Annotated in this window: 11 protein-coding genes; 2 read left to right on the forward strand and 9 right to left on the reverse strand. The window is 61.3% G+C overall.

All coding sequences use genetic code 11. The features are described from left to right. Positions 1–2: 2 nt before the first annotated feature. The 3 genes from AC5I5B_RS23120 to AC5I5B_RS23130 form a co-directional block, all read right to left on the reverse strand. Positions 3–1,643, reverse strand: a complete 1,641-nt coding sequence (locus AC5I5B_RS23120; RefSeq protein ID WP_003504752.1) for an ABC transporter substrate-binding protein — start codon at positions 1,641–1,643, stop codon at positions 3–5. Between the two features lie 50 nt (positions 1,644–1,693). Beyond that, positions 1,694–2,749 (reverse strand): dipeptidase, encoded by a 1,056-nt coding sequence (locus AC5I5B_RS23125; RefSeq protein ID WP_113076505.1) that lies wholly within the window; start codon positions 2,747–2,749, stop codon positions 1,694–1,696. Positions 2,750–2,955: 206 nt separating this feature from the next. Further along, entirely contained in the window at positions 2,956–3,663 is a 708-nt protein-coding gene (locus tag AC5I5B_RS23130; protein WP_174054601.1) for a phosphoribosyltransferase, read from the reverse strand. 210 nt (positions 3,664–3,873) lie between these two features. On the opposite strand from AC5I5B_RS23130, the gene AC5I5B_RS23135 reads away from it, so the two are divergent. Further along, positions 3,874–5,046 (forward strand): M20 aminoacylase family protein, encoded by a 1,173-nt coding sequence (locus AC5I5B_RS23135; RefSeq protein ID WP_031234007.1) that lies wholly within the window; start codon positions 3,874–3,876, stop codon positions 5,044–5,046. A 29-nt stretch (positions 5,047–5,075) separates the two neighbouring features. Here the strand turns inward: AC5I5B_RS23135 and AC5I5B_RS23140 are convergent, their stop codons facing one another. Next, complete coding sequence (locus tag AC5I5B_RS23140) at positions 5,076–6,323, reverse strand: MFS transporter (RefSeq protein WP_003518104.1); 1,248 nt, start codon at positions 6,321–6,323, stop codon at positions 5,076–5,078. A 92-nt stretch (positions 6,324–6,415) separates the two neighbouring features. On the opposite strand from AC5I5B_RS23140, the gene AC5I5B_RS23145 reads away from it, so the two are divergent. Then, positions 6,416–7,339: a LysR family transcriptional regulator gene (locus AC5I5B_RS23145; protein WP_003518105.1), complete on the forward strand. Its 924-nt coding sequence runs from the start codon at positions 6,416–6,418 to the stop codon at positions 7,337–7,339. A 27-nt stretch (positions 7,340–7,366) separates the two neighbouring features. Here the strand turns inward: AC5I5B_RS23145 and AC5I5B_RS23150 are convergent, their stop codons facing one another. Genes AC5I5B_RS23150 through AC5I5B_RS23170 form a run of 5 tightly spaced genes read right to left on the reverse strand, consistent with a single transcriptional unit; the run spans position 7,367 to position 12,701 of the window. Next, on the reverse strand, positions 7,367–9,160 hold the full coding sequence (locus AC5I5B_RS23150) for an adenine deaminase (RefSeq protein ID WP_174054600.1): 1,794 nt from the start codon (positions 9,158–9,160) through the stop codon (positions 7,367–7,369). Further along, positions 9,157–10,077, reverse strand: coding sequence for a nucleoside hydrolase (locus tag AC5I5B_RS23155; protein ID WP_174054599.1), 921 nt, complete (start codon positions 10,075–10,077; stop codon positions 9,157–9,159). The genes AC5I5B_RS23150 and AC5I5B_RS23155 overlap by 4 nt, the downstream gene beginning before the upstream one ends. Positions 10,078–10,079: 2 nt before the next feature. After that, positions 10,080–11,105 carry an ABC transporter ATP-binding protein gene (locus AC5I5B_RS23160; protein ID WP_174054598.1) on the reverse strand — a complete coding sequence of 342 codons (1,026 nt, stop codon included), beginning with the start codon at positions 11,103–11,105 and terminating at the stop codon, positions 10,080–10,082. Further along, a complete protein-coding gene (locus AC5I5B_RS23165) occupies positions 11,098–11,877 on the reverse strand; it encodes an ABC transporter permease (RefSeq protein WP_003504740.1) in 780 nt (259 codons plus the stop codon). The genes AC5I5B_RS23160 and AC5I5B_RS23165 overlap by 8 nt, the downstream gene beginning before the upstream one ends. Further along, positions 11,874–12,701: an ABC transporter permease gene (locus AC5I5B_RS23170; RefSeq protein ID WP_174054597.1), complete on the reverse strand. Its 828-nt coding sequence runs from the start codon at positions 12,699–12,701 to the stop codon at positions 11,874–11,876. The genes AC5I5B_RS23165 and AC5I5B_RS23170 overlap by 4 nt, the downstream gene beginning before the upstream one ends. Positions 12,702–12,741: the final 40 nt, after the last annotated feature.

Genomic DNA, 12,741 nt, shown 5'->3' on the forward strand with positions numbered 1-12,741 from the left:
GATCATTCCTTGGAGATCGTATAGACGTAGTTGGTGTCGAAGCTCGGTCCGAGCTTCAGGCCCTTGAGCTTGTTCGAGTAACCGGCCACTTCGGTCTGCTGGAAGATGATGACGAAGGGACCCTTCGCCAGAACTTCCTTCTGCAGGTTTTCATAGATGGCGGCGCGCTTGGCGCTATCCTTCTCCAAAAGCGCCGACTGGGTTTCCTTGGTCAGATCAGGAACGTCCCAGGCATTGCGCCAGGCGAGCGTCTTGTTCTTGCCCTCATCGGAATTGTCGTAGTTGATGGTGAAGGTTTCCGCATTCGAGTTCGGGTCGAAATAGTCCGAACCCCACTGGCCGATATAGATATCATGGGTGCGGGCGCGGTATTTGGTCAGCGTCTGCTTGCCGTCGCCCGGGATGATTTCGAGCTTGATGCCAGCCTGCGCCAGCGTCTGCTGCACGCTTTCGGCAATGCCGGTCACCGGCTGCGTGTTGCGCACATCCATGCTCACGGTGAAGCCGTCCTTCAGGCCGGCCTTGGCGAGAAGCTCTTTCGCCTTGGCGACGTCGAGCTTGTAGGGGTTCTCATCAAGCGCGCCGAGCTGGCCCTTCGGCAGGAAGGTCTGGTGAACTTCGCCGATGCCCTTGATGATCGTCTCACCGATCGCGTCATAATCGACGAGATATTTGAAGGCTTCGATGACCTCGGGCTTCTTCAGGTTCTCGTTCTTCTGGTTGAGGCTGAAGTAATAAACGGTGCCCTTGGGCGCAGACGTGACGGCGAGGCCTTCCTTCTTGGAAACGGCTTCCATGTCACCGGGCTCAAGGTTGCGGGCAACATCGATATCGCCATTTTCAAGCGCCAGACGCTGGCCGGAGCTTTCCTTCATGTGGCGATAGACCACACGCTTCAGCTTCGGCTTCTCACCGTAATAATTCGGGTTGGCTTCCAGAATGACCGCTTCGTTGGCCTTCCAGCCGAGGATCTTGTAGGGGCCGGAACCCGCATAACCCGTCTTCAGGAATTCATTGCCGAAATCCGTGTCGTATTTGTAATCGGCGCTCGGCGTGACCGACTTCGCCTTTTCGGTGATGAGCTTCTTGTCGACCACCGAAGCGACAGTTGCGGTGAGCACGTTCAGCACGAAGCTCGGCGCATAGGGCTTGTCGACCGTCAGAACGAAGGTGTTTGCATCCGCAGCCTTCGCCTTTTCGGTGACATTGTCGCCCTTGAGGCCGAACTGCGTCAGCAGGAATGCGGGCGACTTGTCGAGCTTGACGGCGCGTTCGAAGGAGAAGGCGACGTCGTCAGCGGTGACCGGATTGCCGGAGGCGAATTTCAGGCCGGATTTCAGCTTGAACGTATAGGTCAGGCCATCCTCGGAGGTCGTCCAGCTCTCGGCGAGATCGCCGATAACCTTGGACGTGTCGTTGAGATCGATGGAAACCAGCTTGCTATAGGTGTTGCCGGTGACTTCGGCGGCGGAGAGTTCGAATGCCTCACCCGGATCGAGCGTGATGATGTCGTCGATGGCGAAACCTTCCACCAGCGTATCGGCCGGCGTGGCGGCAAAAGCGTGCGGCGCAGACAGCATCATCAGCGACAGGGCAGCACTGGTGCTGAGAATACGCATGGATTTGTTGAGCGATTTGATCATAGGATCTCCCCTTTTGTTATAAGATTGATTTCGTTCGCTTTTATGTGTTCTCAGGCGGCCTCATGCCAGGCCTGGGATAAGACGCGCAGCCAGTTTTCCCGGCATATTTTAGCAAGTTCTCCATCACCGTAGCCCGCCGATTTCAGCGCCGCAACCAGATTGTGATTGCCGCTCGCATCAGCAACGCCGACGGGTATCGTCGCGCCGTCGAAATCCGATCCCAGCGCCACGCAATCGATGCCCATGCGCTCCACCATGTAGTCGATGTGGCGCACCATGTCGGAAAGCGGCGTGTCGGCAATGTCGCGCGCATCTGCCCTGAGCATGGTCACGGCGTAGTTGAGGCCGACCAGTCCGCCGCTCTCCTTGATGGCATCCATCTGCCTGTCGGTGAGATTGCGGGCAACCGGGGTGAGCGCATGCGCATTGGAATGGCTGGCGATCAAAGGCTGGTTGGTGGTCTTGGCCACATCCCAGAAGCCCTTTTCGGTGATATGCGCGAGATCGATGAGAATGCCGAGCCGGTTGCACTCCTTCACCAGCGCAAAACCGGCATCGGTGAGGCCGGGCGCCGTATCTGGCGACATGGGGTAAGAGAAAGGAACGCCGTGGCCGAAAATATTGTGCCGGCTCCAGACCGGGCCGAGCGACCGCAGGCCGGCGGCGTAAAACACCTCCAGCGCGTCGAGATCGGCGCCGATTGCCTCGCAACCTTCCATATGCAGCACCGCGGCGAAAATATCCTCGGCAAAGGCCTTGCGAATATCGGCCGTGGAGCGGCACAGCCGCCAGGCGCCGGCGCGATCGAGCCTCAGCGCAATCGCCGCCTTCTCCATGGCGATATCCAGCGAAGGCAGGCGCTCCAGCGGAGCGGCGAGCGGCGTGTTGTAATGGCCGCTTTCATCCGGTTCCTGCAGAATAAGGTCGCCGGAAGGAATATAAATGGCGCAGATGCCGCCGCCGAGACCGCCTGCCCTTGCACGGGGGCCATCGATATGGCCTTCCCGCGTACCATTCTTGAATTCGGCCACCGGATCGGCACCGGCCTTGCTGTTGCGCCACAACCGAAGCAGCACATCATTATGACCGTCGAACACTGCATGCATGGGAAGAAATTCCAGTCATCGGAAAGAACAAAACGGGGCGGGCAGACGCCGGGATGACACCGCGCGAAAGCAAACCGGCGCATTATTCGCCGACCGCTATTGTCTGTCGGAGCCGATCTTAGGACGATCTCTTCGAGCTTCGCAAGACACAAATTAGGCAGCGGTGAAATTATCACCACTTGCCTTTTGCCGGAATTTGCGCTTCGTCAGGCGCGCCAGCCGTCTTCCGCTTTGGTGAGCAGCGGCGTGGCGAAAACGCCCCTCACCCGCTCCGGCCATTCCGGCCCGAAAGCGGCGAATTTTTCCCGCCAGCGATCCGATTGCAGCATGGCCGCGCCTATGACGGCGGGCCGGATGCCGGAGGCAGCGAGAAGCGCAAGACCTGATATGATGGAACTGCCGCTGGAGATCACGTCATCCACCAGCGCTACCCGCCCGTTCTCGATGAGCGGCAGCATGCGCGGATCGATATAGAGCCGTTTTTCCTGCCGGGTGGTGATGGAGGACATCGGCACCGACAGTTCCTCCAGATACCAGAATTTGCGCGAGGTGCCGAGAGGCACGTAACGGGAATGGCCGAGATGCCGGGCAACGGCGGCGGCGAGCGTCAAGCCCAGCGTCGGCAGGCCGATAACGACATCCGGTTTGAAGGGCGCGAGCTTGGCGGCGAGATCGGCGGCCAGCGCCTCCAGCACCGCGAACGACGCCTGATTGACGATGAGCGATGCCAGCGCATGCTCCCCGTCCGCAAGCGGCCGGATGGGCAGGCAGATCTGCCTTCCATCATCCAGTTCCGCCGGAAAGAAGGTGGAATGCGGACCTGCCGTATCGAAGGTGGCGGGCGGAAGAATATCCTGCCAGAACTCATGCGGCGCGGCGGGAGAATGGGCGGCAGGCGATGCGGATGGCGGCATCGGTTTTCCTTTCAGGATCGGGATCGCGCAAGGCGGACGCGGTTTTCGGTCGCGCCGATCCCGTTCAGCACATCAGGCATTTCAACAACCGCGAATACGCGGCGGGTTCATTTCATTGGCTTTTTCCGCTAGAACGGAAACAAAGCAACAGGCATTCGGACAAACCCACCTATGACGCGGGTTTTTCCCATATTCAAGGACAAGCTTCCCATGAGACTGCTGGATCGCATCGGCGAGGACCTGCCATTCCTGACGGAGCTTCGTCATGATCTGCACGCGCATCCGGAACTGGGTTTCGAAGAGGAGAGAACCAGCGCCATCGTCGCCGATCTTCTCGAGCGCGCCGGGCTGAAGGTGCATCGCGGCCTTGGCGGCACCGGCGTGGTAGGCACGCTACAGGTTGGCAACGGCACCCGCAGCATCGGCCTGCGCGCCGACATGGATGCGCTTGCCATGCCTGAGGTGCCCGACCGGCCCTATAAATCGAAATTTCCCGGCAAGATGCATGCCTGCGGACATGACGGCCACACCGCCATGCTGCTTGGTGCCGCGCGTTACCTCGCAAAGACCCGCGATTTTTCCGGCACCGTGCATTTCATCTTCCAGCCGGCCGAAGAAGGCCGTGGCGGTGCGAAGAAAATGGTGGAGGACGGGCTTTTCACGCTGTTCCCCTGCGATGCGGTCTATGGCCTGCACAATATGCCGGGGCTTGGGCTCGACGAGATGGCCGTGGTGGAAGGCCCACAGCTGGCCTCTTCAGACAGCTGGCGCGTCACCTTCAAGGGCATCGGCACCCATGGCGCCAAGCCGCATCTCGGCCGCGATCCGGTAACGGCGGCGGGCACCTTCCTCGCTTCGCTGCAAACCATCGTCGGCCGCGTCGTCGATCCGCTGCAACCTGCCGTCGTCAGCGCCTGCTCGGTGCAGGCGGGTGACCCCAAGGCGCTCAACGTCATTCCCGATCTCGTCGAAATCGGCGGCACCGCACGCGCCTACGCGCCTGAGGTGCGCAGCCAGCTTGAAACGGAAATCGGCAGGCTCGCCAAGGGTACGGCGGCGATGTTCGGCATCGAGGCAAGCTATGAATTCATCCGCCGCATTCCGCCCGTCATCAACGATGCCGATGCGACGAAACGGGCGCTCCGAGCCGCCAAGACCGTCTTCGGCAACAAATCCCGCACCGCCTTCCCGCCCTCGACCGCCGGCGACGACTTCGCCTTTTTCGCGGGCGAGGCCCCCGGCTGCTACGTCTGGCTCGGCAACGGCCCCGCGGTGGATGGCGCGCTGCACCACAACACCTCCTACGACTTCAACGACGCGGCAATCGTTCCCGGCGTCGCTTTCTGGGCAACACTGGTGGAGCAGGAACTGGCGGCGGAGTAAAAACGGCCGGATGCATCGGCGATGGCCGCTCAGACGCGCCGCGCGCTCGGACCGGCAAGGCTGGCGAAAATTCCGGCAAGCGCGCAGCCGGCGGTGATCGCCATGATGCCGGGCCAGCCGGCATGGATCCAGAACCAGCCACCGATCCAGCCGGTGATGCTCGCTCCGCAATAATAAAACAGCAGATAAAGCGCGGAAGCATGGCTTTTGGCGCCTCCCGCATTGGCACCCACACCACTGCTGGCAGCCGAATGCCCAATGAAAAATCCGACGGTTATCGCCGCAATCCCCGCCACGATGAGGATGATGCTTGAGGCGAAGGTCAGCAGGATACCGGCAAGGATGGTGGAAAAGGCAACCACCAGCATGATCCGCCGGCTGAACCGGTCGACCAGAGCACCGCCATAGGAGGAAGCGACGATACCCAGGGCAAAGGTCAGGAAGATCATGCTGACGGCGGTGCGACCCAATTCGTAAGGCGGCGCGACGAGGCGAAAGGCGCAATAGTTGAAAACGGTGGTGAACACGCTCGTCAGCATCGCGCCAAGGAAATAGAACCGCCGAAGTTCAGGATTTCCAAGATGTTGCGCCCATATTCTCAGATGATTTTTCAGCGGCATGTGCTGCGGCCGGAAATTCCGCGAGGGCGGAAGAAGCAGCAGGAAGCCGATGGCCGCAAGGATGCAGACCGCCCCCAGCGCATACATTGCGACCTGCCAGGACGTATAGGCGGACACCAGCCCCATGCCGACACGCCCGGCCATGGAGCCGAAGGCCGTGCCGCCGACATAAAGCCCCATCGCCTTGCCGAGACTGGAAGGTTCGATCTCCTCGGCAAGATAAGCCATGGCGACGGCGGGAACGCCGCCGAGCACGAACCCTTCCAGCGCGCGGGCGGCAAGCAGCCATGCCCAACCTTCCGTGCTTGCTGCAATGATATTGGCGATAGCGGCCAGCATCATCGAAACGAACATCAGATTTCGGCGGGTGAAGAGCTGGGCAAAAGCACCGCTGAGAAGAATGGCGAAGGCCAGCGTTCCCGTCGTCAGCGACAGGGCGAGCGATGCGGTTGCGGGGTTTATGCCGAATTCCGCCGGAAATTCCGGCAGCAGCGGCTGCACGCAATAAATCAGCGAAAAGCTGGCGAAGCCGGCCAGAAAGAGCGCCCAACTCGCCCGGCGAAACTGGCGGCTTCCCTGCCGGATCCAGAGCACATCCGGCGGCTCCTCCGTCATGACGATCGGCGGGGTGAAATCCTGTTTTTTGAGCTGGCGCATCGGGTTTGTCCTTTTCGCTCCCAGCTATAGCGCAGCTCCGTCTTTCATTCTAATATATGGAAAGCGTTCCTGTCATATCTGGATCTAATATCATGGAACTCAGGCACATCCGCTATTTTCTGGCCATCGCCAATGAAGGCAGCTTCACGCGGGCGGCAGAACATCTGGGAATCGCGCAGCCGCCGCTCAGCCAGCAGATAAAGGTTCTGGAACAGGAAATCGGCGTGCGGCTATTCCGGCGTCTCGCGCATGGCGCGGAACTAACGCCGGCGGGTCATGCGTTTCGCATCGCGGTGGCCCATATTCCGCATCAGGTGAGCGAAGGTATCCGGCTTGCACGCAGGGCGGCGGCCGGTGAAACCGGTATCCTGAGAATAGGCGTTACCGGCACGGCGGCGCTCAACCCTCTGGTTCCGGCCTGCATCCGCACTTACAGACGCAAATACCCTGACGTAGAACTTCAGGTGATGGAGGCAGCTGCTCTCGCACTGACGCCGGCCCTACTTGAAGATCGGCTGGACGTGGCGCTGCTGCGCCCCTCACAATCCGACCCTGATACGTTGCTCGAGGAAGTGCTCACTGACGAACCGCTTCTGGTCGCCCTGCCGGCATCCCATCCACTCGCGCGGCGCGGAACCGCCATAGACCTGATGGAACTGCGCGACGACCCTTTCATTCTGACGCCACGCAGCATCGGCACCAGCCTTCACGATGCATCGATAAAAGCCTGCGAGGAGGCTGGATTCACGCCGCGTCTCGGGCCGGCTGCACCGCAAATCGTCTCGATATTATCGCTGGTCGCGGCCGAACTCGGGGTTTCCCTCGTTCCGGAATCCGTCGCACAAGTCAAAATGCACAACATCGTCCTGCTGCCCTCCAGCGGTCCGCCGCCACAGCTTTCCATATCGCTCGCCTATCGGCGCGGCACGACATCGCCCGTGGTGAAGAATTTCGTGATGGCAGCGCGCATTGCCGCGCGTGAAACACAGACGCCTGACGGGCCCAAGGTGGAATAAATCGCAGACCGCAGATGCGAACCGCCGCTATTCGAGAACGGCAATCACCGAGCTTTCCATCACCTTGCCCGTGAGCACATCGGCAATGCCCATATCCGTCTGGTGCGGGCCGATATTGCAAGCGAGCGTCGCGCCGAAGCAGGCCTTGAAGACGAGATAGGGCGGCTGCCATTCCACCACCCTGCCGACGGCGGCGCGTAATTCCTCGAAAGCCTTTGCCACGTCTTCAAGCGGCGCATCGGAAACGAGGCCGGAAAGCGGCAGCGGGAGAAGCGCGGTCACCTTGCCCTTGGAGGCGACAGCCATGCCGCCGCCTGCCGTTATCACCGCATTGGCGGCGAGTGCCATGTCCTCGGCATTGCCGCCGAAAACGGTGAGGTTGTGGCTGTCATGCGAGACGGTGGTGGCGAACGCGCCGTTCCAGTTTCCCCAGCCGGTGAGGAAGCCGGTTCTGGTGACAGGTTCGGCCATGCCGTGGCGATGGGTGACGGAAATCATCGTCCTGCCTTCGGGCGGAACGACGAAACCGTCCTTCACATCGGCCTCCGCTTCGCCCCATTGCGTGAAACGCGGGCGGTCGATGGTGGCGAGGCGCACCTTCGCACCTTCGGAAGCAACCCGGAAATCATTGACTGCGCGCAGCGGCAGCTTCATCGAACCTTGGAGCGCCGTCGCATCACAGGCGGGAGCCTCGGCAAGCATATGTCCGCCTTCCGCAACCACCCTGCCACCGGCAAGGACGTGGCGAGCGGCAAAACCGCTCAAATCCTGGAAGACAACGATATCGGCGCGGCGGCCGGCGGCGATGAGGCCGAGATCGGTACGGCCGAGCCTTTGGGCAGCATTGAGCGTTGCGGCGCGCAGCGCCCATTCCGGCTTCAGGCCATAACGCACAAGGCGGCGCACCACATCATCCAGCCCGCCGCCCTGCAACAGGTCATCGGGGAAGACGTCGTCGGTGCACAGCGTCACTGTCTGCGGCAGATGGCCCAGCGCATTCAGCGCCTCCACGAATTCCGGCAGCAGGTGGTCATGCGAGCCGCGCAGCTCGATGGTCAACCCCGCCCGCAGTTTCGCCATCAGGTCTTCACCCGAGACCAGCTCGTGATCCGAAGAGACGCCCGCCGCCATGAAGGCATTGAGATCGGCACCTTTCAGGCCGCGCGCATGGCCGCAGACCAGCTTTTCCGAAACAAGCCCGGCCTGTACGATGCCGCTCATGCGCGGATCACGCTCGATGACGCCGCGCATATTCATGATTTCCGCAACACCGCCGACCTGCGGCCATGACAGGATATCGGCGAGAATGGCGGCGTCGAAATCCGCACCGCCACGCTCCAGTCCCGGTGCCGAGGGCACGCAGGAGGGCACCAGCAGAATGGCGCGCAGCGGCAGGTTTTCGATGGATTTCGCCGCCCAGCGCACGCCTTCCACACCGTGCACATTGCCGAATTCATGCGGGTCCCAGACGATGGTGGTGACGCCGCGTGCCACCACCGCCGCCGCATAAGCGGCCGGTGTGACCATCGAGCTTTCGATATGCATATGCGTATCGATGAGGCCGGGTGAGATATAGCCCCCCGTCGCATCGATGATCTGCGCAGCATCGCTGCGGCTTGCCGGTTCGTGTACGCTGGCGATCAGCGCGCCGACTATGCCGATATCGGCGGCACGAAGCTCCCCCGTCACCACATCCACCAATGTTCCGCCGGTGACGAGAACATCAAAAGGCGCATCGCCGCGTGCGGCGGCAACGGCGCGGGCGCGGAGTGCATCCTCGGTGAGATCGGCCGGCTCGCGTATCCGTGAATAGGCACTCATCGGGCGGCCTCCCGGCGCAGCGCCTCGAGAATAGCCGCCTTCGCACCTTCGGCATCCACCGTTTCGGCGAAGTGCGCGTTGAAGACTTGCGCTTTCTGAGCCCGCGTCTCGACCACGGTTCGCCCGCGTGTCAGCGTCGCGTGAAGTTCAACGTCGATCCTCGCATGACGCCAGCCGAGAAGGCCGAAAGAAAAGCCGACAGCGGCAACGGGATCGTAAAGCGCCATGGCGGGTCTGCCACGGCTGGTGGCGATGCCGATGAAGCCTTCCAGCAGATCGGCAATCAGCCCGGCGTTTTTGCCGCCAGCATTTCGGATCGGCAGCACATCGGCTGGCGAGGCGGTGACCTTGCGGCAGGCGTCCAGATCGACCATGCGCAGCGGCAGGTCATGGGAAAGCACGATGGCCAGCGCTTCCGGATCGGCAAAGGCGTTGAATTCGGCCGAGGCCGTATGGTTGCCGCTCGTCACACCGCCACCCATCCAGGTGAGGTCGGAAATCCTGCCTGCAAGATCGGGTCGGGCAAGGCAGAGCGCGGCAATATTGGTGAGCGGCCCAAGCGCGAGAATGCGCTTCTCGCCTTCCCCCTCCAGCCAGCGGCATAGGGCGGCAAAGGCATCGCTTTTCGGCAAGGCCGGCGCATCCGGCAGGCTTTGGCCGATGGTCGGGATGCCACTATCGCCGAGGATCGACTGGGCGGTTTCAAGCGCGCCGAGGACCGGCATGGCGCGGCCCTGATGGATCGGCATCGACCAGCCGAAGGTGGCAACCGCACCCGCGGCATTGCCGCAGACCGCTTCCAGCGTTGCATTGCCGAAGACCAGCGAAATGCCGTCGATGGCAAGGCCGGACGATTGCACGACCATGATGGCGGCAATGTCGTCAAAGCCCATATCGGTATCGATCCACACACCCATGGTCAGTTGAACACCTTGAGGCTTGCCGCCTTTTCGACCGGCAGGTCGAAGGCAAGCATATCACCGATAGCGTGAGAGGTCAGCGCGGCATCCGTCTCCGCCTTGATGGGGCCGAGCGGCGTATCAAGCAGATATTCGCGGCTGTTGCCGGCAAAGGATGTGCCGCGCACGGTTCCCTGGAAAGGACCTGAACCAAGGGTTACCATGCGCGGCCGCCAGGCCAGTCCAGATGCTGAAGGGACTGGTCCGGGAAGCGGTGTTGTGCCGTTTGCGGTTTTCAGCGCGCCGCCTTCCAGCGCGAAGATGTTTTCAAAGCCGACGAAGTCTGCCACGAAGGACGAAACCGGTGCGTTATAAATCTCTTCCGGTGTACCGATCTGCTCAATCTTGCCGCCCTTCATGACGACAATACGGTCGGCCAGTGCGAGCGCCTCGATCTGGTCATGGGTGACGAAGATCATCGTCACACCGGTTTCCTTCTGCACGCGCTGCAATTCGGTGCGCATTTCAAGCCTGAGGCGCGCATCAAGGTTGGAGAGCGGCTCGTCGAGCAGCAGGACCTTCGGCTCCATGACCATGGAGCGCGCCAGCGCCACGCGCTGCTGCTGGCCGCCGGAAAGCTCGGCCGGCTTGCGCGATGCGAAGTTCGACAATCCCACGGACTTCAGACCGGAGGCGACCTTGTCATCAAGCGCCTTGCCGTTCATGCCCTTGAGTTTCAGGCCGAAGGCGACGTTTTCGTAAACCGTCAGGTGCGGAAACAGCGCATAGGACTGAAACACCAGCCCGACGGCGCGCTTGTTGGCGGCGACGCGGGTGATATCGGCGCCGTCGAGATCGATGCGCCCGCCCGCCACCGGCATCAGCCCGGCGATGGCGCGCATCGTGGTGGTCTTGCCACAGCCGGAAGGACCGAGCAGCGCGAGAAGTTCACCCTTGCGGATATCGAGGTCGAGATCCTTGACGGCGATGCTGTTGCCGTAGGCGAGCGAGACTTTTTGGAGCGAAAGGTAATTTGCGTCAGACATAACGGGAGAACCCCAGAAAACGTTCGGCCAGGAAGACGATGCCGATGGAAAGGAAGGCGAGCAGCGATGAGAGTGCAGCGACAGACGGATCGAAGACGATTTCCATGTAGCCCAGCATGTCGATTGGCAGCGTGCGCACGCCCGGACCCGACAGGAACAGCGACACGGGCACCTGATTGAAACTCGTCACGAAACCGAGGATGAAGGCCGACAGGATGCCGCCGCGAATATTGGGCAGCACTACACGGAAAAATGCGCCAAACCGCGACGAGCCGAGCAGCACCGCCGCCTCCTCGATATCCGAACGCAGATTGTTGAGGCTGGCCGAAACCACCCGTACCGCATAGGGCAGGATGAGCGCCGTGTGCGCGAGAAACAGGGCAAGCGTGATGCCGATGCCGAAGGGCACGACGAAATAGCGCAGCAGCGCCAGACCGACAATGATACCCGGCACGATGATCGGCGCCGAAACGATCGTGCGCACGGTTTCCGCAAAGGGCAGCTTGTAGCGCGACATGGCGTAGGAAGCGGGAATACCGAGGACGAGCGCCGTGAATGTGCCGCCAATGGCGAGGAACATCGACATCGCGAAGCTTTCACGGAAACTTTCGACGGTGAAGACCTTCGCGATCCATTTCAGTGAAAAGCCCTGCGGCGGAAAGGCGAGCGTGTCGCCGGCCGAAAACGAGGCCGCAACGATGATGAGGAACGGCCCGATCAGGAAGCCGACAACGAGCAGGAGCGTGAGCGGAATGAAGAGCTGCCGGGTCATTTCTTGTTCCTTGCGGTGGCGATGCGCTTCAGCAGGATATTGGCGGCAAAGCTCATGACGATCAGGATGAAGGCGATGACGCTGGCGGCGACGAAATTGTTGGAGACCGTCACCTGCTGGTAGAGCAGGGTTTCCAGCATCAGCACCTTGGAGCCGCCGAGAATGGCCGGCGTGATATAGGCCGTGAGCGAACCGGTGAAGACCAGCGTGCCGCCGACAACAAGCCCCTCCTTGGTGAGCGGCAGGATGACCTTCCAGAACACCTGCAGCCAGTTTGCGCCGAGAACGCGGGCGGCTGCGATCGTATCCTTGGGCATATTCTCCAGCGCACTGATGAGGGAAATGATCATCAATGGCAGGAACAATTGCAGAAGGCCGATGAAAACAGCCGTTTCGGAAAACAGTATACGGATCGGCGCATCGCTCAGTCCTACAGCCTGAAGCGCCTGGTTGACGATGCCGGTTCTGCCGAGAATGACGATCCAGGCATAGGTGCGGGCAACCGGCGAGATCATCAGCGGCAAGACAACCAGATTGATGACATGTCCTTTCGCGCCCGGCGACAGATTGACGATGGCGAAAGCCGCCGCATAACCCACCACCGCAGATACGATGGTGACGAGTGCGCCAAGCTTCAGGGTGCGCAGGAAAACCGCCCTGTTCAGCGGATCGGAGAAGAAATCGGCGTAAGCGGACAATGTCCAGCCGTCAGTGGTGTGAAAGCCCTCCGACAGAAGCATGAAGACCGGCACAAGAAAGACCGCCGCCGCGAAAATTGCGGCGGGCAATGCAAGCGCCAGCGCTTCGGCCCGGTTCTGAAACATCGCTTTATTCCCTGAACGGCCTGCGGCCGATTGTTACTGC

This window comes from Agrobacterium sp. (assembly GCF_059499945.1).